Annotated in this window: 18 protein-coding genes and 1 pseudogene; 8 read left to right on the top strand and 11 right to left on the bottom strand. The window is 58.4% G+C overall.

The window, feature by feature from the left end; genetic code table 11:
- The first annotated feature begins 27 nt into the window (after window positions 1–27).
- Both ftsZ and lpxC read left to right on the top strand, forming a co-directional pair.
- On the top strand, window positions 28–1,215 hold the full coding sequence (gene ftsZ / locus AC54XV_RS21550; RefSeq protein WP_058398862.1) for a cell division protein FtsZ: 1,188 nt from the start codon (window positions 28–30) through the stop codon (window positions 1,213–1,215).
- Window positions 1,216–1,327: 112 nt separating this feature from the next.
- Entirely contained in the window at window positions 1,328–2,239 is a 912-nt protein-coding gene (lpxC, locus tag AC54XV_RS21545) for a UDP-3-O-acyl-N-acetylglucosamine deacetylase (RefSeq protein ID WP_002555040.1), read from the top strand.
- 117 nt (window positions 2,240–2,356) lie between these two features.
- On the opposite strand, the gene AC54XV_RS21540 is transcribed toward lpxC, so the two are convergent.
- Window positions 2,357–2,812: a DUF721 domain-containing protein gene (locus tag AC54XV_RS21540; RefSeq protein ID WP_003313540.1), complete on the bottom strand. Its 456-nt coding sequence runs from the start codon at window positions 2,810–2,812 to the stop codon at window positions 2,357–2,359.
- Window positions 2,813–3,117: 305 nt separating this feature from the next.
- On the opposite strand from AC54XV_RS21540, the gene secA reads away from it, so the two are divergent.
- The 4 genes from secA to AC54XV_RS21520 all read left to right on the top strand — a co-directional run bounded on the left by secA (window position 3,118) and on the right by AC54XV_RS21520 (window position 8,823).
- Window positions 3,118–5,859, top strand: a complete 2,742-nt coding sequence (gene secA, locus AC54XV_RS21535; RefSeq protein ID WP_053275758.1) for a preprotein translocase subunit SecA — start codon at window positions 3,118–3,120, stop codon at window positions 5,857–5,859.
- Between the two features lie 109 nt (window positions 5,860–5,968).
- Complete coding sequence (gene argJ, locus AC54XV_RS21530; RefSeq protein ID WP_058398863.1) at window positions 5,969–7,186, top strand: bifunctional glutamate N-acetyltransferase/amino-acid acetyltransferase ArgJ; 1,218 nt, start codon at window positions 5,969–5,971, stop codon at window positions 7,184–7,186.
- Window positions 7,187–7,243: 57 nt separating this feature from the next.
- Window positions 7,244–7,870, top strand: a complete 627-nt coding sequence (locus tag AC54XV_RS21525; RefSeq protein WP_058398864.1) for a glutathione S-transferase family protein — start codon at window positions 7,244–7,246, stop codon at window positions 7,868–7,870.
- 2 nt (window positions 7,871–7,872) lie between these two features.
- Window positions 7,873–8,823, top strand: coding sequence for a Nudix family hydrolase (locus tag AC54XV_RS21520; protein ID WP_011268840.1), 951 nt, complete (start codon window positions 7,873–7,875; stop codon window positions 8,821–8,823).
- 261 nt (window positions 8,824–9,084) lie between these two features.
- On the opposite strand, the gene AC54XV_RS21515 is transcribed toward AC54XV_RS21520, so the two are convergent.
- The 3 genes from AC54XV_RS21515 to AC54XV_RS21505 are packed head-to-tail and all read right to left on the bottom strand — an operon-like array spanning window position 9,085 to window position 12,680.
- On the bottom strand, window positions 9,085–9,663 hold the full coding sequence (locus tag AC54XV_RS21515; RefSeq protein WP_011268839.1) for a cob(I)yrinic acid a,c-diamide adenosyltransferase: 579 nt from the start codon (window positions 9,661–9,663) through the stop codon (window positions 9,085–9,087).
- Between the two features lie 15 nt (window positions 9,664–9,678).
- Window positions 9,679–11,715 (bottom strand): sensor histidine kinase, encoded by a 2,037-nt coding sequence (locus AC54XV_RS21510; RefSeq protein ID WP_024651842.1) that lies wholly within the window; start codon window positions 11,713–11,715, stop codon window positions 9,679–9,681.
- 44 nt (window positions 11,716–11,759) lie between these two features.
- The gene (locus AC54XV_RS21505; protein ID WP_058398865.1) at window positions 11,760–12,680 is read right to left on the bottom strand and encodes a putative 2-dehydropantoate 2-reductase; all 921 of its coding nucleotides are present in this window, start codon (window positions 12,678–12,680) and stop codon (window positions 11,760–11,762) included.
- A 169-nt stretch (window positions 12,681–12,849) separates the two neighbouring features.
- Here AC54XV_RS21505 and AC54XV_RS21500 point away from each other — a divergent pair, with 169 nt between their 5' ends.
- Both AC54XV_RS21500 and AC54XV_RS21495 read left to right on the top strand, forming a co-directional pair.
- Window positions 12,850–13,329 (top strand): YajQ family cyclic di-GMP-binding protein, encoded by a 480-nt coding sequence (locus AC54XV_RS21500; RefSeq protein ID WP_003304827.1) that lies wholly within the window; start codon window positions 12,850–12,852, stop codon window positions 13,327–13,329.
- 121 nt (window positions 13,330–13,450) lie between these two features.
- Window positions 13,451–14,281 (top strand): mechanosensitive ion channel family protein, encoded by an 831-nt coding sequence (locus tag AC54XV_RS21495; RefSeq protein WP_003413348.1) that lies wholly within the window; start codon window positions 13,451–13,453, stop codon window positions 14,279–14,281.
- Between the two features lie 175 nt (window positions 14,282–14,456).
- Here AC54XV_RS21495 and AC54XV_RS21490 read toward each other — a convergent pair whose 3' ends face one another.
- The 7 genes and pseudogenes from AC54XV_RS21490 to AC54XV_RS21460 all read right to left on the bottom strand — a co-directional run bounded on the left by AC54XV_RS21490 (window position 14,457) and on the right by AC54XV_RS21460 (window position 23,789).
- Window positions 14,457–14,972, bottom strand: coding sequence for a hypothetical protein (locus AC54XV_RS21490; protein ID WP_024638342.1), 516 nt, complete (start codon window positions 14,970–14,972; stop codon window positions 14,457–14,459).
- A gap of 40 nt (window positions 14,973–15,012) precedes the next feature.
- Window positions 15,013–16,572 (bottom strand): annotated as a pseudogene (locus AC54XV_RS21485) (type VI lipase adapter Tla3 domain-containing protein); the annotation flags it as partial.
- A gap of 30 nt (window positions 16,573–16,602) precedes the next feature.
- A complete protein-coding gene (locus tag AC54XV_RS21480; protein WP_024638340.1) occupies window positions 16,603–16,872 on the bottom strand; it encodes a PAAR domain-containing protein in 270 nt (89 codons plus the stop codon).
- Window positions 16,869–18,557, bottom strand: a complete 1,689-nt coding sequence (locus tag AC54XV_RS21475) for a type VI lipase adapter Tla3 domain-containing protein (RefSeq protein WP_496717216.1) — start codon at window positions 18,555–18,557, stop codon at window positions 16,869–16,871. Before AC54XV_RS21475 ends, AC54XV_RS21480 begins: the two co-directional genes overlap by 4 nt.
- Entirely contained in the window at window positions 18,547–20,586 is a 2,040-nt protein-coding gene (locus tag AC54XV_RS21470) for a T6SS effector phospholipase Tle3 domain-containing protein (protein WP_058398632.1), read from the bottom strand. Before AC54XV_RS21470 ends, AC54XV_RS21475 begins: the two co-directional genes overlap by 11 nt.
- Window positions 20,583–23,144, bottom strand: a complete 2,562-nt coding sequence (locus AC54XV_RS21465; protein ID WP_058398633.1) for a type VI secretion system Vgr family protein — start codon at window positions 23,142–23,144, stop codon at window positions 20,583–20,585. Before AC54XV_RS21465 ends, AC54XV_RS21470 begins: the two co-directional genes overlap by 4 nt.
- Window positions 23,145–23,456: 312 nt before the next feature.
- Window positions 23,457–23,789 (bottom strand): hypothetical protein, encoded by a 333-nt coding sequence (locus tag AC54XV_RS21460; protein WP_004416217.1) that lies wholly within the window; start codon window positions 23,787–23,789, stop codon window positions 23,457–23,459.

Genomic DNA, 23,789 nt, shown 5'->3' with positions numbered 1-23,789 from the left:
TAACTAGAAAGCGGAAGGAGAGAGAAAATGTTCGAACTCGTAGACAACGTCCCGCAAAGCCCGGTTATCAAGGTTATCGGCGTAGGCGGTGGTGGCGGCAACGCTGTCAATCACATGGTCAAGAGCAACATCGAAGGCGTGGAATTCATCTGCGCCAACACTGATGCTCAAGCGCTGAAAAACATCGGCGCGCGGACTATTCTGCAACTGGGCACCGGCGTGACCAAGGGCCTTGGCGCTGGCGCCAACCCTGAAGTCGGTCGTCAGGCCGCACTTGAAGATCGTGAGCGCATTGCAGAAGTTCTGCAGGGCACCAACATGGTTTTCATCACCACTGGCATGGGCGGCGGTACCGGTACCGGTGCAGCACCAATCATTGCTGAAGTGGCCAAGGAAATGGGCATTCTGACGGTCGCAGTCGTGACCCGTCCGTTCCCGTTCGAAGGTCGCAAGCGTATGCAGATCGCCGATGAAGGCATCCGCATGCTGTCCGAAAGCGTCGACTCGTTGATCACCATTCCCAACGAGAAGCTGCTGACCATCCTCGGTAAAGACGCCAGCCTGCTGTCGGCTTTCGCCAAGGCTGACGATGTACTGGCCGGTGCCGTTCGCGGTATCTCCGACATCATCAAGCGTCCGGGCATGATCAACGTCGACTTCGCCGACGTGCGTACCGTGATGAGCGAAATGGGCATGGCGATGATGGGCACTGGCTGCGCCAGCGGTCCTAACCGTGCACGTGAAGCGACTGAAGCGGCCATCCGCAACCCGTTGCTCGAAGACGTCAACCTGCAGGGCGCTCGCGGCATCCTGGTCAACATCACTGCCGGTCCTGACCTGTCTCTGGGTGAGTACTCGGACGTGGGTAGCATCATCGAAGCGTTCGCTTCCGAGCACGCGATGGTCAAGGTCGGTACTGTTATCGATCCGGACATGCGTGACGAGTTGCACGTGACCGTGGTCGCCACCGGCCTGGGCGCGAAAATCGAGAAACCTATCAAGGTCATCGACAACACGTTGCAGACCACCCAGCAGGCTCCTGCACAGCAGGCGTCCCGCCAGGAAGCACCGTCGGTCAACTACCGTGACCTGGATCGTCCTACCGTGATGCGCAATCAGGCACACGCAGGCGCTACAGCCGCGGCGAAGATGAATCCTAACGATGATCTTGATTACCTGGACATCCCGGCTTTCCTGCGTCGTCAGGCCGATTGATGAAATGTATCAGGGGTATTAGGGTGATTGGTGTTCAGCAAAGGCATGGTCTGCTATCATCGCCAGCCTTTGTTGATACCAGTTCGCAACTTGCGCTGAAGCGGCCCATGCCATGATTAAACAACGCACCCTGAAAAATATTATCCGTGCCACAGGTGTAGGCCTGCACTCCGGGGAGAAGGTTTACCTGACCCTCAAGCCCGCACCTGTGAATACCGGCATTGTGTTTTGCCGAGCTGACCTTGACCCCGTCGTGCAGATCCCTGCGCGTGCGGAAAACGTCGGTGACACCACTCTGTCGACCACTCTGGTCAATGGTGATGTCAAAGTCGACACGGTAGAACACTTGCTCTCGGCCATGGCTGGCCTTGGCATCGATAACGCCTACGTCGAGCTCTCTGCCTCCGAAGTTCCTATCATGGACGGCAGCGCAGGCCCTTTCGTATTCCTGATTCAATCGGCAGGCCTGGAAGAACAGGACGCGCCGAAGAAATTCATCCGTATCCTGCGTGAAGTCACGGTGGAGGAGGGCGGTAAACGCGCTACCTTCGTGCCTTTCGAAGGGTTCAAGGTCAGTTTCGAGATCGATTTCGATCACCCCGTCTTCCGTGACCGCACCCAGAGTGCAAGCGTGGACTTTTCCAGTACCTCCTTCGTGAAGGAAGTCAGCCGTGCCCGGACCTTCGGGTTCATGAGTGATATCGAGTACCTGCGCAAGCACAACCTCGCACTCGGCGGCAGTGTGGAAAACGCCATCGTGGTCGACAAGGACGGTGTACTGAACGAAGACGGCCTGCGTTACGAGGACGAATTCGTCAAACACAAAATCCTCGACGCCATCGGTGACCTCTACCTGCTGGGCAACAGCCTGATAGGTGAGTTCCGGGGTTTCAAATCGGGGCATGCACTGAACAACCGTCTGCTGCGCACGTTGATCGAGCAGAAAGACGCTTGGGAAGTGGTGACTTTCGAGGATGCCAGTACGGCACCAATTTCTTACATGCGCCCTGTCGCGGCCGTGTAAGCAAGCTTTACTCTCTTTCCTTTTGTTCTTTAAAGGCTGCCCTCGGGTGGCCTTTTTTTATGGGTTTACTCAGGGGGAAGTCTGTGTTCGTGGAGGTCTTGCAGCGATCAGGCAGGGTTACTTCCTGTCCTTTGCATGGCTGGCCAGCCGTTCAAGTGCGGCACGCAGGCGCGGATCGGTGATGCCTTCGGCGGTGGCCTGAATGTTTTCGGCAGCCACTGCCGACAGGTCGATGGTGTGCGTGGCCGCCCCGCGTGGCGCTTCAGGCGGCTGCACCTTGAACACAATGCGGGTCAGGTTGATGAATTCGTCGAAGGCCATCATTTGCCGGTGCAGGCGTTTCTGCTGGTAGCGCAGGCGCGTGGCCCAGTGACCGTCCGTCACGATCAGCAACAAGGTGCCCTCGCGCCACGAGGCCACGCGACAATGCTCGCGAGCCGCAGGCTGCAGCTGGCTTTCGAGCAGGCGCTGCAGGTGGCTGAGGCGTTCGGCGTGGCGAAATATAGCCTTCAGGGGCTTGGCTTCACGCAGCAGAACAGCGGGCGGGCGGGCGTTCAGAGGACGAAAGGCCATGGAGGGATGCCTGGGTAACAAGATGAACATCTTAACAGAAAGCGTTCTGACGGCTGCTTTTCAGGGCATTTCCGTGCTTTCATATGCAAATCAATGAGTAACTTCCCCGGATAACGGGTTGAAGTGCTTGAAAATGGCCCCATTGTAAACCTGCCCCGTCACAGCGCTGTGCCAGCATCGTGGAATAACGCCACTTTCCTCACCATCGTTTCCGGGTAGAATGCTCGTTCGCATGCGGCCATCTGGGCTGCACGGGCGACTCACGGGGCCGCCCTCCATTCCTATGTGTGGAAGATCCTGTCGATATGTTTGCGCCTTTGTTGAAAAAACTTTTTGGAAGCAAGAACGAGCGTGAAGTAAAACGCATGCTCAAGACGGTACAGATCGTCAATGCCTTCGAAGAGCAAATGGTGGCCCTTTCGGACGAGCAACTGCGCGCCAAGACCGAAGAGTTCAAGGCCCGCATAGCCAAAGGCGAGACCCTCGATCAATTGCTCCCGGAAGCCTTTGCTGTCGCTCGTGAAGCGGGCAAGCGCGTCATGGGCATGCGCCACTTCGACGTCCAGTTGATCGGCGGCATGACCCTGCACGAAGGTCAGATCGCGGAAATGCGTACCGGTGAAGGTAAAACCCTGGTCGGTACGCTGGCTGTCTACCTCAACGCATTGTCCGGCAAGGGCGTTCACGTGGTTACCGTGAACGACTACCTTGCTCGCCGCGACGCTAACTGGATGCGTCCGCTGTACGAATTCCTCGGTCTGACCGTAGGCATCGTCACGCCATTCCAGCCGCCGGAAGAGAAGCGCGCCGCCTACGCTGCCGATATCACGTACGGCACCAACAACGAATACGGTTTCGATTACCTGCGCGACAACATGGCGTTCAGCATGGACGACAAGTTCCAGCGTGAACTCAATTTTGCCGTGATCGACGAAGTCGACTCGATTCTGATCGACGAAGCGCGTACGCCGCTGATCATCTCCGGTCAGGCTGAAGACAGCTCCAAGCTGTACACCGAAATCAACCGCCTGATCCCCAAGCTCGAGCAGCATATCGAGGAAGTGGAAGGCGAAGTCACCAAGCCGGGGCATTTCACCGTTGACGAGAAAACCCGTCAGGTCGAACTGAACGAAGCCGGTCACCAGTTCATCGAAGAAATGCTCACCGAAGTCGGCCTGCTGGCCGAAGGCGAGAGCCTCTACTCGGCTCATAACCTGGGCCTGCTGACTCACGTCTATGCCGGTCTGCGTGCGCACAAGCTGTTCAACCGCAACGTCGAATACATCGTTTCGGACGGTCAGGTGCTGCTGGTCGACGAACACACCGGCCGGACCATGCCGGGCCGTCGCCTGTCCGAAGGTCTGCACCAGGCCATCGAAGCCAAGGAAGGTCTGAACATTCAGGCCGAAAGCCAGACCCTGGCATCGACCACGTTCCAGAACTACTTCCGTCTGTACAACAAGCTGTCCGGCATGACCGGTACCGCCGACACCGAAGCGTTCGAATTCCACCAGATCTACAACCTGGCCGTCATGGTCATCCCGCCGAACAAGCCTTTGGCGCGTAAGGACTTCAACGACCTGGTCTATCTGACGGCGGAAGAGAAGTACGCCGCCATCGTCACCGACATCAAGGCCTGCATCGCGGAAAACCGTCCGGTACTGGTCGGTACGGCGACCATCGAAACTTCCGAGCACATGTCCAATCTGCTCAACAAGGAAGGCATCGAGCACAAGGTTCTGAACGCCAAGTTCCACGAAAAGGAAGCGGAAATCATTGCGCAGGCCGGTCGTCCGGGTGCGTTGACCATCGCCACCAACATGGCCGGTCGTGGTACCGACATCCTGCTGGGCGGCAACTGGGAAGTCGAGGTCGCCAATCTCGAAGACCCGACTCCCGAGCAGATCGCGCAGATCAAGGCTGACTGGCAGAAGCGCCATCAGCAGGTGATCGAAGCGGGCGGCCTGCATGTTATCGCCTCCGAGCGTCACGAATCGCGTCGTATCGACAACCAGCTGCGCGGTCGTGCCGGCCGTCAGGGCGACACCGGCTCCAGCCGTTTCTACCTGTCGCTCGAAGACAGCCTGATGCGCATCTTTGCCTCTGACCGGGTGAAGAACTTCATGAAGGCGCTGGGCATGCAGTCCGGCGAAGCGATCGAGCATCGCATGGTGACCAACGCCATCGAAAAAGCGCAGCGCAAGGTGGAAGGTCGCAACTTCGACATCCGCAAACAGTTGCTTGAATTCGATGACGTGGCCAACGAGCAGCGTAAAGTGATTTATCACATGCGTAACACGTTGCTGGCTGCCGAGAATATTGGCGAGACCATTGCCGACTTCCGCGAGGAAGTGCTCAACAACCTGATCAGCCAGCACATTCCGCCACAGTCCCTGCCGGAGCAGTGGAATGTTGCAGGCCTGGAATCGGCGCTCAATACCGACTTCGCGGTTCAACTGCCGATCCAGCAGTGGCTCGACGAAGACGATAAGCTGCACGAAGACAGCCTGCGCGAAAAAATCATGGCGCAGTTGCTGGTGGCGTACAACGAGAAGGAAGACCAGGCCAGCGCCGAAGCGCTGCGCTCCTTCGAGAAGCAGATCCTCCTGCGCGTGCTGGACGACCTGTGGAAAGATCACCTGTCGACCATGGACCACCTGCGTCACGGTATCCACCTGCGCGGCTACGCTCAGAAGAACCCGAAGCAGGAATACAAGCGCGAGTCCTTCACGCTGTTCCAGGAACTGCTCGACTCGATCAAGCGCGACACCATCCGTGTGCTCTCGCATGTTCAGGTTCGTCGCGAAGATCCAGAGGAAGAAGAGGCACGCCTGCGTCAGGACGCCGAAGAGCTGGCCAGTCGCATGCAGTTCGAACACGCGCCTGCCCCGGGCATCGAGCAACCGCTGCTCGACGAAGAGGGTGGCGAAGCGCCTGTTGCCGTTGCATCCGAGCCGGTTCGCAACGACCAGAAGCTGGGTCGCAACGAGCTGTGCTGGTGTGGTTCGGGCAAGAAATTCAAGCACTGTCACGGCCAGATCAACTAAGCCTTTGACCGTGTAATACCTGCGCCGCGACCGGCTTGCCCGTCGCGGCGTTTTTTCATTGAGCGCCGTACCGATGCGGACGGCGCCACACTCCATGAGGAGCACCCCGATGGCTGTTGGTCTTGGTCCTTTGCCTGCGTTGCACCCGGTTCCCGGTTTTGAACTTGGCATTTCTTCTGCCGGCATCAAACGCCCGGGGCGCAAGGATGTTGTGGTCATGCGCTGTGCCGAAGGCTCCATCGTTGCCGGTGTATTCACCTTGAATGCGTTCTGCGCAGCGCCGGTCATTCTGGCCAAACAGCGCGTCCAGGGCACTGTGCGTTATCTGTTGACCAACACCGGCAATGCCAATGCGGGCACCGGCGAGCCGGGTCTGGTTGCGGCGCGTCGTACTTGCGAGAAGCTGGCGCAACTGACTGGCGTCGATGCTTCGGCGGTGCTGCCCTACTCGACGGGCGTGATCGGCGAGCCGCTGCCGGTGGAAAAGATCGAAGGCGCTCTGCAAGCCGCGATAGATGATCTGTCTGTGGATAACTGGGCCGCTGCGGCGACCGGGATCATGACCACCGACACCCTGCCCAAAGGCGCCAGCCGTCAGTTCAGCCATGACGGCGTGACCGTCACTGTGACCGGCATCAGCAAGGGCGCAGGCATGATTCGCCCGAACATGGCGACCATGCTCGGTTACATCGCCACCGACGCCAAAGTGGCGCAGAGCGTGCTTCAGGACCTGATTCGTGACGGCGCCAACAAGTCGTTCAACCGCATCACCATCGATGGCGACACCTCGACCAACGATTGCTGCATGCTGATCGCCACCGGTCAGGCTGACCTGCCGGAAATTACCGAGGCCAAAGGCCCGTTGTTCGAAGCGTTGAAGAAAGCCGTGTTCGACGTGTGCATGGAGGTCGCTCAGGCCATCGTGCGTGACGGTGAGGGTGCGACCAAGTTCGTGACCGTGGAAGTCAACGGTGGCGGCAATCACCAGGAATGCCTGGACGTTGGCTATGCCGTGGCCCACTCGCCGCTGATCAAGACCGCGTTGTTCGCCTCCGACCCGAACTGGGGACGTATCCTGGCGGCGGTCGGCCGTGCCGGTGTGCCGGATCTGGACGTGAGCAAGATCGACGTATTCCTGGGGGGCGTGTGCATCGCCAGCCAGGGCTGCCGCGCCACGACCTACACCGAAGAGCAGGGCTCGGCGGTCATGGCCGAAGAAGAAATCACCATCCGTATCGAGCTGGGCCGCGGCGATTGCAGCGAAACGATCTGGACCACCGATCTTTCTCACGAGTACGTGAAGATCAATGCGGAATACCGCACCTGATTCAATGCCCGGCGCGCCGGCATCCTGTCTTCGCGCCGGGCTCAATGGAGCTGAACCATGAGCCTGCATCTGATTATCGGCGACAAACGCTACTCCTCCTGGTCGCTGCGTCCCTGGCTGGTGCTGGAAATGACCGGTGCTCCGTTCACCGATCAGGTTATCCGCCTCAACCAGCCTGACACCCGCGCGAACATTCTCAAGTATTCACCGACCGGCAAGGTCCCTGCGTTGCAGTGCGAGCACGGCACGATCATCGATTCGCTGGCCATTTGCGAATACCTGGTCGAACGTTTTCCGGACGCCGACCTGTGGCCGAGCGACACCGCCGCGCGTGCCCAGGCGCGTTCTGCCTGCGCGCAGATGCACAGCGGTTTTGTCAGCCTGCGTTCGAACATGCCGATGGACCTGCGTCAGGATCAGGCACTGGAAGTGATTCCGGTCGATACCCAGAACGACATCGACCGTATCGTCGAGCTGTGGGCCGAATGCCGCGCTGCTGCGGCCGAAAGCGGTCCGTTTCTGTTCGGCAAGCCGAGCATTGCCGATGCGTTCTTCGCGCCGGTGGCGATTCGTCTGCGCAGCTATCGTGTCGAGTTACCCGCAGAAGCGCTGGCTTACATCGAAACCATCTACCAATGGCCTGCCTTCAAACGCTGGCAGCAGGCCGGTCTGGAGGAGTCCTGATCGTGAAACGAGTGCATGTGGCCGCCGCCGTCATTCGTGGTGCTGACGGCAGCGTATTGATTGCCCGACGTGCCGATACCCAGCATCAAGGTGGCCTCTGGGAGTTTCCCGGCGGTAAGGTCGAGGAGGGCGAGACCGTCCAGGCGGCGCTCGCACGTGAACTGCAGGAAGAGCTGGGTATCCTGGTGACGGCTGCGCGTCCGCTGATCAAGGTCTGCCACGACTATCCGGACAAGCAGGTGCTCCTGGACGTCTGGGAAGTCTCGGCCTTCACTGGCCAGGCGCATGGCGCCGAAGGGCAGCCGCTGGTCTGGGCCACCCCGCGCGAGCTGGCCAATTATGACTTTCCAGCCGCCAATCAGCCGATCGTCGCGGCGGCACGTTTGCCTGGCGAGTATCTGATCACGCCTGACGGGCTGGACACTATCGAGCTGTTGCGCGGTATGCAGAAAGCCATCGCCGGTGGCATCAAGCTGGTCCAGTTGCGTGCGCCGGGTGGTTACGACCCGAAGTACCGCGACCTGGCCGTGGATGCGGCGGGCCTGTGTGCCGGCAAGGCGCAACTCATGCTCAAAGGGCCTCTGGAGTGGCTGGGCGACTTTCCGTCCGCCGGCTGGCACCTGACGGCGGAGCAACTGCGCAAGTACGCCAGTCGCGGCCGTCCGTTCCCGGAGAACCGCTGGCTGGCGGCGTCATGCCATAACGCCGAAGAGCTGGCTCTGGCCGAGCAGATGGGCGTGGATTTCGTCACCCTGTCGCCCGTTCAGCCAACCTTGACCCACCCTGATGCACAGCCGCTGGGCTGGCAGCAGGCAATGCAGCTGATCGCAGGCTTCAACAAGCCGGTCTTTCTGTTGGGCGGCGTGGGCCCTGCCGAGCGTCAACAGGCCTGGGAGAGCGGCGCACAGGGCGTGGCCGGGATTCGCGCGTTCTGGCCTGACGAGATCGTCTGACGCTCAGCAGAGGACGCAGAGCGTCCAGAACGGCATGCCCACGCAGAGTAACTAGCGTTATACACAAGTCTGCTCTTGATTCTGGCCGCAGGCCGTGGGAGCCAACTGCTCGCGAAGAGGCCAGTAAAACCCCTGAAAATGGGGCGTCTGGGCCGACGTCTTCGTGAGCCCGCCTCGCTCACTCCCACAAGACCTATACCTAACGCCAGAACGCTGGCGTGAGGATGTCTTCTGTGATGCTCCGTTTAATGGATATGTCCATCAAAGCGGCTTGGGCGCGGGCTGCCAAAGGATCTCGGAAATGCCCTGTCGTCTGGCGATCAATCGGGCTGCGACGAACAGCAGGTCCGACAGCCTGTTGATGTACGCCAGCCCTGCGCCTTCCAGCGGCTCGACGGCATTCAGATGCTGACAGCGACGTTCTGCACTGCGTGCCAGGCTACGGCAGATGTGCGCTTGGGCGATCAGCGATGAACCGCCTGGCAAAATGAAATTCTCCAGCGGGCCCAGTTCCTCATTCCAGACATCAATGGCGGCTTCCAGCCGCTCGACCTCGGCTTCGTTCAGCGCCTTGTAGGTCGGCATGGCCAGTTCCCCGCCCAGATCGAACAGTCGGTGCTGGCAGGGTGCAAGTACTTCGATCACTTCGTTGAGCGCCGGGACGCGCTGAGCTTCATCGATCAGCCCCGCCAGCAACAGTCCCAGCTGGCTGTTGAGCGTATCGACCTCACCGATGGCCTCGACGCGCGGATGATCCTTGGAGACGCGTCGGCCATCGCCCAGACCGGTTTCACCGGCATCGCCGGTACGCGTGTAAATCTTCGACAAACGAAAGCCCATTGATGCGATTCCTGATCAGGATTTTGAAATGACCTGCTGCTGAACGCTCACCGGGTTGGCCACCAGCGGTAGACGCAGCGTAAAGCAGGTGCCCGTGCCGAGAGAGGAATGTACCTCCATCTGGCCTTTGTGGTTGTTGGTGACAATGAAGTAGGACACCGACAGACCCAGCCCGGTGCCCTGGCCGATTTCCTTGGTGGTGAAAAACGGCTCGAACGTACGCTTGCGAATGCTCTCCGACATGCCGATGCCGTTGTCCTCGACCTGAATCTCGGCCCACGGCGGATTGAGACGCGTGCGCAGGGTAATGCGCCCTGGCTCTTCGCTCTCCGGCCGCTGGTGAATGGCCTGCGCGGCGTTCTTCAGCAGGTTCAGCAGCACCTGCTCCAGCTCGTTGGCGATGCATGGTACCGGACCCAGTTCGGGGTCGAACTGACGGATGATGTGCTGACCCTTGAAGTCGAAGCCGATGGTCAGATCGAAGTCGTTACTGGCGATCTCCACGGCCTGATCGATCAAGGCCGGCAAGTCGCAGGGCGATAACTGCCGACTGCTCAGGCGGCTGAAATTGAGCATGTGGCTGACAATTTTTGCGGCCCTGGCACCGGCCTGTTGAATACCGTCGAGCAGTTTCGGCACTTCGCGGCTTTCCAGGTAATGGTTGACCTGCGCCAGATCGATGCCGTCGGCCTCAGCCTGCTCGATGTTCTTCGGCAGTTCCGGGGACAGCCGCCGACGTATGTTCTGTACGTTGTGCAGTATGGCGCCCAGCGGGTTGTTGATCTCATGGGCCATGCCTGCTGCCAGACCGCCGACAGACAGCATTTTTTCCGACTGCACCATCATTTCTTCCAGCGATATGCGCTGGGTGATGTCATCGATCCGGATCACCACGCCGCGCCCGGCATCGCCAGTCAACGGGTAGAACGTCAGAGCGTAGTGGCGGGGCTCGTCATTCTTGATCCAGGTCACGCGCTCGATCTTGGTCACGCTGTGACGCTCGACGGTGTGTTTGATCTGCGGCAGAAACGAGCGCATCGGCTCGAAGGCCAGGAAGATCGGCTGGTTCAGCGCTTCGTCCAGTGTGGTGCCGGACAGTGCTGTGGCTTCCTGATTCCACTGGGTGACGTACAACTGTTCATCCAGCGCAATCATCGCCGAGGGCATCGAGTCGATGATGCTGTTGAGGTAATTCTGAAAGCCGGTGAGCTTCTTCTCGATCTTGCTGCGCACCTGGACTTCCAGCTCCAGCTTGCGGTTGGTGTGGCGGGTTTCCTCGGCCAGCCCCTGGGCCTGATCGTAGGCTTCCTGCGAGTCGTCGCGCGCGCGCTTGAGTTGCTGTTCACGCGCTTCGATACGCGACAGCATGGTGTTGAACGCCTCGGCCAGACTGCCGATTTCATCTTCGTTACCGGGTTCTGCGCGCAGTGCGTAGTTCTCTTCGCGGGTCACCTGCCGGGACAATTCTTCCAGTTGGTAAATGGGCTCGGTGATCAGTCGGCGAATCTGCCGCGCTACCACCAGCCACAGCAACACGCTGAACACCAGAATGCCCAGGCTGGCGGTCAGCGTGCCGGTGTAGAAGGCCGGTGGCAGCTCGCTGCTGGCCACCAGCAGCAGATGCCCTGGCGGCTCGTCACCTTTGGGTACGGTGATGACTTGCGTGCTGCGAAATTCGGTGAGGCGCCAGCTATCCAGGTCTTTAAAGCGTCTGGGCAGCTCAAGGCTTTCGCCCTGATGCATCTGTTCAAGCCGCTCGCCGTTGTTGTCATACAGGGCTGCGGCACGCAACGGCCCGTAGCTTCTCAGCTCCTTGAGCAGCGCGCGCGCCTCATCAGGCGAGTACAAGGCCCGCTCGTTGAGATTGGCGCTGCTGATCAGTCGGCCGATGGTCTGCAGGGCCTGCGGAGCCATCGCCTCCTGAGAGATGTAATAGGCCGCGCTGATGAAGGTCAGGTTGGCGACCAGCAGTACGGTGGTCATCAGGACCAGCAGGGCAGCCAGCAGTTTCTGGCCGACGGGCAGGTTTTCCAGGCGTTGGCGCAAGGGCATTGGGCAAGTCGCAGTGACGGGTGATGCGAGCAGGGTAGCGCGGGCTAGTCGGTACGCAAACCCTTGCTTGCCAGATGAGCGGTCAGGCGCGTCTGCAAATGCTGCAGGTGCGGTGCCGGGCAGCCATGACGCACTGCGGCTGCGCACGCGTAACCCAGCAGGTAGCTGATTTCGGTGCGTCGCCCGTGAAGCACATCCTGATACATGGATGAGTAGTTGGCGGCGGTCGCCTGGATGACCCGCAGCACTTCAGCGTGCAACTCCTGCGCAGCCGCTGGCTGGCCGCAGCGGCCCAGCAGGTCGCTCAGCTCGGCGCACAGCGTGGCGACCTCGCAGGCGTGATCGAGCAGGCCACCATTACGGCAGTCGTGCAGGACCGTCAGCGGGTTGATCGCACAGTTGAGTGCCAGCTTGCGCCACAGGCGGGTCAGGATGTCCGGCGTCCATTCGTGGGGAATGTCACTGTCGTGCAAATCCTGCACAAGCGCGGGGGCTGTCGGGTTGGATGCATCACCCAGCCAGTTGAAACCGTGGCCAGCGAACCTGACGCGCCAGTCCGACTCCAGAAACGCGCCTTCGGTGCTGGAGGCGAACAGGCAGCGCGCGTGGGGGATTTGCGCAGCCACTGCGTCCTGGCTGCCCAGGCCGTTCTGCAACAGGATGACGTCGGCCTGCGCCGTCAGTCGCGGCGCCAGCTGAGCGACAGCCTGCTCGGCCTCGTAAGCCTTGCAGGCCACCAGCAGCCGTTCGATGGGCTGTCGATGGTCGGCGGTCTGTGCTTCGACCGGGTACGCATGGGCAATATCGTTCTCGACCAGCGTCACGCAGCTGCCATTGGCTTGATAGGCGGCCAGCCGATCCGCGTTGCGAAGGATCAACCGCACCGGCAGATTCGCGCGTGCCAGTCGCGTCGCCCAGAGACTGCCCAGGCTGCCCGCACCGAGAACATGCCATGTCACCGCCATCACAGCGGCACGTTATGGCGCTGAAGCGGTCTGCAGAAGGTGAAAACAAGGATGTGCATGGAAGGCTCACAGTGAACGCCGGAAAAGTCTCGTTATAATGAGCGTTCTTTCACACCGTCAAGTCATGCGTGCCCGAATTGTGCGCACGCCGTTTATCTGGAGAACATACATGCCCTCGTTCGACGTAGTGTCCGAATTGGATAAACACGAAGTCACGAATGCCGTCGACAACGCTATCAAAGAGCTGGACCGTCGCTATGACCTCAAAGGCAAAGGCACGTTCGAGTTCAAGGAACTGACTGTCACGCTGACCGCAGAAGCAGACTTCCAGCTGGAGGCCATGATCGAAATCCTCAAGCTGGCGCTGGTCAAACGCAAGATCGACGCGAAGTGCCTCGAGATCAAGGACGCCTACGCCTCCGGCAAATTGATGAAGCAGGAAGTCATCCTCCGTGAAGGCATCGACAAGGAGCTGGCGAAGAAAATCGTCGCCCATATCAAGGAAGCCAAACTCAAGGTCCAGGCCGCCATTCAGGGCGAGCAGGTGCGGGTGACCGGCAAGAAGCGCGACGACCTGCAAGAAGCCATCGCAGCGTTGCGTGCCTACGATTCGGGCATGCCGTTGCAATTCAACAACTTCCGCGACTGATCGTTGCATTGAAAGCCAGGGAACCCTGCGTTCCCCGGCCAGTCCGAATCGCCCTGAGCATTGAAATGACGGCAGGCCGCCGTGGTTTTGATCGCAGTTCGTGACGAGTAAGGAGATAACGATGGATTTAAACGCAGAAGTCGGTCATCTGTGGCAAGCGTCGCAGGCCTGGATTCCGATGATCATGGAGTACGGCAGCCGCTTGCTGCTGGCAGTCGTCACGCTGTGCGTAGGCTGGTGGCTGATCAACCGGCTGACCGGAAAACTGGGCGCCTTGCTGGCCTTGCGACACGCCGATCTGGCCTTGCAGGGCTTCGTCAGCAACCTGGCCAACGTCATTCTGAAAATCCTGCTGGTGGTCAGCGTCGCGTCGATGATCGGCGTGGAAACCACCTCGTTCGTGGCGGCGATCGGTGCTGCCGGTCTGGCGATCGGTCTGGCCCTGCAAGGCAGCCTGGCGAACTTCGCCGGTGGCGTGCTGATTCTGTTGTTCCGCCCGTTCCGTATCGGTGACTGGATCGAAGCCCAGGGTGTGTCGGGAACCGTCGACAACATCCAGATCTTCCACACCGTGCTGCGCACCGGCGACAACCGTACCGTGATCATTCCCAACGGCAACCTGTCCAACGGCATCATCACCAACACCAACCGTCAACCGACCCGCAAGATCACCTTCGACATCGGCGTCAGCCATGATGCCGATCTCAAGAAGGCCTTGCAGGTCCTGCTGGACATGGCCGACGACCCGCGCGTCCTCAAGGACCCGGCCCCCCAGGCTGTGGTGGCTGCGCTGGGGGAGAACGCAATTACCTTGTCCCTGCGTGTCTGGACCAGCAGTGGCGACATGGGCGACGTGACGTCGATGTTCAACATCGAAGCGCGCGACCGCCTGAAGGACGCAGGCATCGAGATCCCACTGCCGCAGCGGATTGTGCGGATGGTTCAGGAATAGTGGTTTGTGCCGTAAGACAAAGCCCTGGCTCGTGAGAGTCGGGGCTTTTCTTTATTTACAGGCTCAGGAAAAGGCTATTTCCATGGTTGATGATTGTCTGCCTTCAGCGATGCCCAGGCGCTTTACCGTCTGTTGATACGAACATGCCTTTCACCTCTCCTGCAAAAAAAGTACGTTATTTACTGTAAATGTAACCGTCGTCGTCCTCATCTTCCTCGTCGATATCTTTGAGTTTTTCTTGGTGAGGTACGGGGTAAAGACCCAGTACAGCCGCTACTCCCGCAGATATGCCCATGAGGAATGGGGTGGGCTCGGGATAATGCGAAAGTTTCCGATCGGGATCCTCTGTGGGATTAACGTCGCTGCCAGCGGGGAGCTTCATTATCTTCATACCATCAGCGGTGAGAACGCAGCGAGGCGGCACTATTTTGCCTTCAAACATTTCCACTATTTCGGCGTTGGGTAAGGGGGTGAGCGGCTCACTGACCTGGGTGCCTGCGTCACTTTGCGTGAGCGTGAAGTTCTCGCCGTTCTTCTCGATACGAAACTTCGGTTTATTTTTAGGCTTCGCGGCGTAGTCGCCAATCAGTTCGTCACACGGGGATACGGAGTCCTGCGTACAGCCTCCCATTAAAATCAATGCCGCGACTAAATTTATCCCTACAAAGGCCCTACAAAAATGCGCATACATATTTTCTTCCTTGTTTACGATTGAGAGTGTTTAGTGACCGCTAAGGCGAACCAAAGATAAACGGATCTGCGCCGCGGTTCTGGCTGTTCTTCGCTTTACGGGCTTCATCGGGCGGACGGACCATTTGTACGGTCAGGCTGCCATCGGTGCCGGCGTAGACAACGGCGCTGACGCCGCCATCCTTGTAACTGGCGATGGTCGCCAGATTGATCTCGACCAGCGCACCACTGACCCCGGTATTACCCAGACGACGACCGATGTCGTAGCCCTCTTCGACATTGCCGAGCTCAAGACCGTGGCCGTCCTTGTTCAGGTCGTGCAGGGCGTTGTTCAGGGCGATTTCCGCCTCCGGGTTATTGGTGCTGTCGTAGAACACCCGCACAGGTTTCTGACCATCTGGCAAGGTATCCAGCGCCTGCACCCAGGCGGCTTGCAGCGCTTTGGCTTGCAAGGCTGGTTTCAGGCGCTTGCCGTTTTCATCCTGCATGGGCGCCTTGATCGGGCGGTGCAGATAACCGAGTACCGGCGCAGCATCGAACTCCTTGACCTGATGCTGATTCTAGCGGATCGGCAGCCAAGGGGAAGGCTCGAAGTTGCCGGGACTACGGTTGCTGATGGTTTTCCAGAGCGTGGGGAGTTGGGATTGCCAGTAGGCGGTTGACATGGTGCCCGGGGCGTAGGGTGTTTCAATGCCCTTGGCTTTCTCGGCAGCTTCGTACCAGTCCATAAATGCTTTGTCCCGATCCCAGTAGAAAGCCCAAAGCTTGCCTAGATCGGTATCTTTGCTCTGGTTGTCCTCTGGCTCGTTTGTCGCATAGGGACGAATATAGCGATCTACCCTGTCAGAACGGGTGACCAGCAGGCCTGTCATGCTTTCAAATACCGTTGGTACTACTTGAGTATTTTTCTGCAGGCCAGGAGTGCCACGTTTGCGATATATGTTTCGCGTGACGTCCCCGTCCTCGCTTGCGATCAGTGCTTGCGGAACTTTAGGATTAGCCTCAAAAAACTGAAACAGCCGCTCGATCATGCTTTGTGCGTAGTTGGTGCTCTCATCGTTTTGCCAGAGAAGCTGGGTGACACCTAAGGTCGCTGCATTCCGGCCGGAGTTGATCAGATTCGCTGCACGGTAGGGCTTTTCATAAGGGTTCGGAGGGCCTAAAGCAAAGGCTGGAATTGGCCAATAGGCTACTGACTCTCCAGCGGAATGCTGAAAAGCCACCCGAGTATTAATATCCGCTGTAGTTTCTCGCGAGCTCAAGGACGGGTTATAGGCTTTAGAGTCCGACGGAAATATCGATGAGAAATTGTTGCTTTTTTTAGCAATTTCTCGCCAGACAGAAGATTGATGCCAGTCATTTACTGCAAGGCCTACGCCTCGTATTTCTAGCGAGTATGTTCGTGCTTGCGCAGCCTGTTGTTCTGCATTTTTAGCAATAATCTCGGATCTATAAGCTGCCAGTTCGTGCTTTTCATTGGCAATAGCTTTGCCCCACCAATGCCCGCTGTAGCTAAGCAGAACCGCACTTAAAGTCCCTGCAATGCCCCAGCGGGTCACCGAATGTATGTCACGCAATCCCATATGGTTTTCCTGTGCTTCCATTGCATAGCCTGATCACAAATAAAACCCCTAAACCACTCGCACATTCATGGCATGGCTGGCCACACCCTGACAGCCGCACGCCAGTCGATGGCCGTGCAGGACCACCGGGATACCGTTCAGCTTCCGGGTGGGGTGGCCTTCAATAAAAGCGAATTCACCAGAGTGAAGCGGGCAGGTGGCTTTGTCGCCCAGCACGGCCGGAGGCTTGCCGTTGAGGGTGTGGGTGCCTGCCAGTTGGCAGGACACCACTCGGCCACCACTGCTGGTGGAGTCGCCCAGGCAGACCGGATAACTCACTCTGCAGGTGCCCCGCCGGTTGGCGAGCCGAAGGTGAACGGATCTGCGCCGCGGTTCTGGCTGTTCTTCGCTTTACGGGCGTCATCGGGCGGACGGACCATTTGTACGGTCAGGCTGCCATCTGTGCCGGCGTAGACCACGGCGCTGACGCCGCCATCCTTGTAACTGGCGATGGTCGCCAGATTGATCTCGACCAGCGCACCACTGACCCCGGTATTGCCCAGACGACGACCGATGTCGTAGCCCTCTTCGACATTGCCCAGTTCAAGACCGTGGCCGTCCTTGTTCAGGTCGTGCAGGGCGTTGTTCAGGGCAATTTCGGCTTCCGGGTTGTTGGTGCTGTCGTAGAACACCCGCACAGGTTTCTGACCATCTGGCAAGGTATCCAGCGCCTGCACCCAGGCGGCTTGCAGCGCTTTGGCTTGCAAGGCCGGTTTCAGGCGCTTGCCGTTTTCATCCTGCATGGGCGCCTTGATCGGGCGGTGCAGATAGCCGAGTACCGGCGCAGCATCGAACTCCTTGACCTGATGCTGACCCCAACGGATAGGCAGCCAGGGGGAGGGCTCGAAGTTGCCGGGGCCACGGTTGCTGATGGTTTTCCAGAGGGTGGGGAGTTGAGCTTGCCAGTAGGCGGTGGACATGGTGCCGGGGGCTAATGGATCTTTGACTCCTTTGGCTTTCTCGGCATTTTCGTACCAGTCTATGAACGCGTTGTCGCGATCCCAGTAGAATGCCCAGAGCTTGCCCAAGTCAGTATTTTTGTTTTGGTTGTCTTCTGCCTCATTGACCGCGTAGGGTCTGATAAAGCGATCTACGCGATCCGAACGGGTGACCAAGAGTCCAGTCATGCTTTCGAAAACAGTCGGTACGACTTGAGCGTTTTGGAGGCCGGGTGTACCGCGTTTGCGATAAACGTCTCGTGTTACATCACCGTCTCTACTCGCAATTAACGCTTCGGGAACCTGCGGGTTATCGTCAAGAAACTGATAAAGCCTTTCGATCATGGCTTGTGCATGGGTGGTGCTTTCGTCATCTTGCCAAAGTAGTTGAGTAACACCCAAGGTGGCTTTGTTACGTCCAGAGTTAATCAAGCCTGCGGCTCGGTAGGGTTTGTCATATGGATTTGAAGGTCCCAGCGCAAAAGTGGGTATTGGCCAATACGCGACTGACTCCCCAGCAGAGTGTTTGAATGCAGCGCGGGTGTTAATTTTTTGGGTATTCTCTCGGGAGAGCAAAGAGTCGGTATAGTCCTTAGGGTTCTGAGAGTATATCGAAATAAAATTATTTTTCTTTTCTTGAACTTTTCGCCATACGGATGATTGATGCCACCCACCTACTGCGATTCCCACCCCTCGAATTTCCAATGCGTAGGTTCGTTTTTGCGTTGCCTTTTGCTCTGAGACTTGTGCTATCACGTTGGTTTTATAAACCGCCAGTTCAGCTTTTTCATGAGCAACAGCCTTGCCCCACCAGTGACCGCTATAAGTCAATAGTATGGTGCCTAGAATAGCTACTACACCCCAGCGGGTAACTGAACCTATTTCACGAATTTCCATGTTGTTTTCCTGTGCTTTGACGTAGACAAGCAAGACGAAGCCTATCCAGAATGCCAGTAGTGTTGTCGTTATCCATAAATAACGTTTGAGTCCCGGTCGAAGTGACGTGCTCGGCTGATTATCTCTCATTATGTTGCTCCCTTTTCGAGGAGCCTATTACGAGCGAAGGCGGGGTCAGCGATATCAGGCTTTTAGATGGAAATTTACCTTTGTCGTAGTAAAGGTAACAGGCCCTAACAAGCTCTTGAGCTTCATCACTTAATTTATTCCAGCCTGCCAGCTCCGTGACTTTAGTGAACTGCTCTTCATCCATCCTCCAATTCGCAATCGCCACCAACACCTCACGCATCTCAGGATCGTCCAGGCATTTCGCCTGCCCAATCGCAATGTCCATCGCCGTGACCCAGCGCTGATTTTCCGGGCTGCGCAACACCGCCGAGTGATAGCTGTTCGGGTCCAACTCCGGAGTCTCGGCCAGCCTTGCACGAATTTCATTGGAGGTCTCTTCTCGCTCCAGAGCGTATCTGTCCGAGGGTTTGGGGGCGCCTTCTCCGGTCAGTCGCCGACTTTGCATGGCACTGGTTTGATCACCGGATGCTTTGCCTTTATTCCAGCGGTCGCGCTCTTGCTCCAGATCTATCCGGCCTGAATAGGTCCTGATATTAATCCAGTTGAACTTGGCGCTAGGATTGCCCAGTGCGGCGTTGATGCTCACATCATCGGGCTTGTCTAGGCCTGCTTTGGTGGCAGTGCCTGATTCAAACTCACCACCAAACATCTGTGGCTCATGTGGAGGGCTCAAGGGTTCGGCATTTATCAGGCACAACTGGCCCATCTCTACCGGGGCTTGCGAGATGACACCTGCCACTGTCCAGCCTCCAGGGTAGCGTGGCTCATTGTCCGCACGCAGCAGCTCATGGCCTGCCGGTTTTCCGACCAGTACCGGAGCGTTGTCACGATGGCGCTTGGTCCACATGCGCTGGTAGAAACGCAATGGCTGCAATTCATTCATGGGTTGCCGGCCGCTCTTCTTGCCCAGCGTATCCCAAACGCCATACGTGCCGATGCCCTTGACGTCATCCAGAGCAACGGTGGTGTCGTCCGGGCAGAAATACAAGTACACCTTGCCGCGATTATCGCGCTCCGGAAAGATCGCCAGATTACCGATCTTGTCCTTGCGTATGCCCTGTGCCGGGCTCCATTGCGGGCCGCTTCGTCCACAATAGGTTGCAGTGTTACGCAGGTCCGACAGCGGCGGCTGGGTATGAGGGGCATGAGTGACTTCAGTGACAATACGCGTCAGCGTGGACAGCGTGTCGTGGCCTTTGGGCGTGACATTGGGAAACAGGCTGTAAGGCGAGTCCACCATGATCAGCGTGTCCGCGCATCGCTGCCCTTCATCCACCAGCAAGGCTTGCGCCAGCAACGTGATCAAGGTGCCTTGGCTGTGGCCCATGATGGTGATGGTTTCGTCCGGGGATACACGGCGTATCTCTCGTACCAGCATGGCCAGCCGGGTAGCCGCCAGAACGAAATAACGGCGATGCGGGCCTTCGCCCATGTACAGCGTATTGGGTAGCCTTGCCTGCACCGCCTTGTGAATCAGGTTTTTATCCAAACCCTTGTCGTACATCTGCAACAGGTTGTTGGTGGCGTTGGCAAAAAAACCGCCACCTTTGCCAAAGTGCCTGTCCAGACGATTGCCGCGCACGTCCTGATACTGGTCGCGAAGCTTGGTTGGGTCGTCGTTTTTATCCCGTTTCACCTCTCCAGGCTCGGCACGATAGCCCCAGTAGAAGGGAATCATCAGGCTACGGGTTTTCGGATCCTTGGTGTCGCGTTGATAAAGATAGGTGTCGGGATCGTCCAGAATATCTTTCTGATCGTCTTGCACATCTTCAGCTGGGAGCTTTTTTACCATCGCGTACTCAGCCCCATACCGCCCCGCCACCAGATCCGGCCGATCCAGCCGCTCATTCACCCCCTGACACAAACCGGTCTCCACCGGCTCATAAGAAGCCCCCGGGTCATTCACACCGTGCAGAAAAATCACTACGCCTGGCAAATCGCCGGGCACTTCCATTTTGCAGGTGGTGTTGAGGTTGGGGATCAGGCGTGTGTTGCCTTGGGCAACGGCGTATTCATCGGCGCCATTCATTGTGCACCTCCTTTCGGTGTGCCGCTGCGCAGTGCCGATACTTGCGCCTGATGCATCATTTCGCGTTCCACGCGCTCGGTCAGTCCGTCTGCGTTCGTCATTCCTTTCACCAGGCTGCCATCTTCCAGTTTGATTTCATACGAGTGATCCGCTGCTGCCCGCGGGCTTTGTTCGCTGTGGCCGGGGTAGTGGAAGGTGACCTGCTGGGCGGCGGGGTCGCGGCCGAAAGAGGGGATCGCAGCGTTGTCGGTCTTGGGGCCGATCCAGTCGTGTTCGCTGGCGTGCACGGTGACTTTGCCCTGTGAGCCGATCTCGACGCCGCCGCCAATCTTGATGTAACTGCCGTCATCGGCGACCAGGCGGATGGTCGGCGCGGTGATGACCACTTCGCCTTCGACGGCCGAGAGGTGCAGGTTTTTCTGGGCATTGAGGGCGATGTCGTCTTCCTGCGCTTGCACCAGCACCTTGCCGCGGTTGGCGATGGCGCTGATGCCTGCGTCCTGGGCGAAAGCTGACAGCCCTTTGCCCGCTTGCAGGTGCATGGCCGCGCCGCTGGTCAATTGCAGGTTGTCCTGCGCAGTGGTGTCGTGATTTTCACCGGCGTAGTGAACCTGCGAGCGTGGTGTGGCGCTGGCGATGCCGGCAGCGGCGGTCATGGCCAGTACCGGGTCGCCCAGGCCGTTATTGTCCGGCGCGGGCCATTGATCGAGCGACTGGCGCAAGGCTTCTATACCTTTGACATCCACCGCCTGACCGCCGCGCGCGGCTGCGGTTTCGCCAAGGGACTTGAACAGCTCGCCGCACTCGGCCAGCAGTTTGAGCAGCTCTTCGCGATCCAGCTGTGAGCCTTTTGCGTCGGTACGCGCATAGGTGGTCAGCAACATGCCTTGCGCGGCACGCAGGGCGATGGCGGCATCGGTGCGCAGTTCTGCGCCGTTGCCGCGTGGCTGGGCGGTGCCGTCAGTGCGCGGGTCGGTCAGTTTGCCCAGGTTGAGGGCGGTTGCCTGATGGGTCGTGCCCATGCGTGCGCGCAGTGAGCCCGGCGTGTCATCGAACAGCAGTTCGTTGAAGCCGCTGCCTTTGTGTTCCTGGGTGCGGATCCCCGACAGCGTGCGGTTGCCGGGCAGCCCCGAGGCCTTGCTGAAGCGTGGCGGCAGATTAATGTTGTTATAGAGCACCGACGTCACCAGAGGCCGGTCGATATCGCCTGCCAGAAACGTCACCAACACTTCCTGGCCGATGCGTGGCATGAACTGATGCCCGAAGCCGCTACCGGCACTGGGCATCGCCACCCTTAACCAGGTGGTGCCTTGCGGCAGGCTGTCGCCGCGCTGCCAATGGAACCTGACCTGTATCCGCGCCAGCTCATCAGTGAACACTTCCTCACCTTCCGGCCCGACCACGATGGCGCTCAGCGGGCCGTTAATGCTTGGGCGCGGGACGGTGATCGGATGACGGTAGGGAATCTTGTGGCGAATGCACACGAACTCGTTTGTGTAGCCCGCGCCTTCGTCCGACAGGTAATTGTTGCTGCCCTCATGCTTGACCGTTATCAGCAGAAAACTGCGATCTTCAGCAGAGCCGCGGTCATGATCAAAATGCTGAGTCAGTTCAAAGGTGTGGCCAGGGTACATGGCGCGGCAGTTACTGTTGCCGGTGAATGTCTTGCCCTGAACCTCAATGGCCTCCAGACGCTGACGTACCAGGCGTTCACCGTCATTGAAGGTGCCATGGCTGTAGTGATCGAGCACGTCATACACTTCATACGAATCGACGTTGCCCTGCTCATTGAGGCTCGGCATGCCCACCGGCAGCGAATTGCGCGGCTGCTTGTAATCGAAAGTCTGAATGGACATGCGCCCCGACTGCAGGCGTCGATGGCTGCGCCATTCGGTAATCGAATCCGCTGTCTCGGTAACGGATGCACTGTGATAACGAATGCTCGGCTGTTGCGGCAGGGGCGAGAGGTCACGCGAGTGATCAAGAATGATCAGCGTGTGCTTTTCCTGATTGTGATCGAAATAGAAGAATAGCCCTTCGTGTTCCAGCAAGCGCAATACAAAGGTCAGATCGCTTTCGCGGTACTGGGTGATGTAACTGTGCGTCTTGAGTGGCTGGCTGAGTTGAAACTCGAAATCGGGCAACGCACCATAGGCCGCAAATACCGTTCGGATAACGGCTTCGATGGTCTGTTCCTGAAATATGCGCGAGTCGACGCGCCGCGAGAGCATCCACAGCCAGGGGCTCAGTGTGGCGCTGTAACGTGCCAGACCGCCGTCGCTGCCTTCCAGGCTGAAGGTGCTGATATAGCCATTGATGAAGCGCGACTCGCCGGTGGCCAGCTCTATTGCCAGCTGTGCAGGCTGGCCGATCTGCGATTTGAGCTCCAGGCCGGCATCGCGGCTGATCATCGACAACTCGAAACTGAACAGCTCGGACAGGCTTTCAGTGCCGGAAAAACGTTCCAGCAGGAGTTCCTGTTCGTCACGGGCAACGGTCGTCAGCTTGATCAGGCGACGGTTTTGTGGCGCAAACAGCGCCGTTAGATCCTTTAACATTGTTGCTCCGTTATATAACGCCAGCCGCTCGTTCCGGGCGAGAGTGCTGATATAGAGAGGTGCGTGAGTCTATAGACTTCTTTCCGGGGGCACACATTTAAATTGCAAGGGTCCGTCACCGAGCGACATTACTATTGATGGCGCGGTGAGAAAGTGAGGAATGGCTAACGATATCGTCGGCCAATTCACAAGAAGCTGTAGTGCGTTTCTTACGGCGTAATGAGAGACGCCAAGAGGAAAGACTTTAAGGGGAGGGTGCGCGATATGAAAAAAGCCCTGGCGCTTGAGCGTCAGGGCTTTTTTAGTCGGCGATTACTGCAGGCTTATATTGGCCAGCGTAACGATAATGCCGATTGCCGCGACGACGGCGGCGACTGCGTTGATCGAGAACACCGTACGTAGGGTTGTGGAGAGTCTCCACGGTTTTACGGCGAACGCATAAACCAGCAGAAAGATGATGGCGAAGATCTCCACCTGTGCGAGCAGAACCACCGCGCCACCGAAGGCCATTGGCCCGGAAGGGGTCGCGGGATCCTGTGACAGGTAGGAGCTCAGCAGGGTGCCGATGATCGGCAGCCAGATCCCCAGGCTGATAAGGATCAGGGGAACGGGGTTGAAAGCGCGTGCTTTGTTTTCGGTGTCCAA

The organism is Pseudomonas fragariae (ex Marin et al. 2024) (assembly GCF_059621105.1).
The sequence above is the reverse complement of the archived record's forward strand: the minus strand, read 5'-3'. Positions and strand labels throughout refer to the sequence as shown.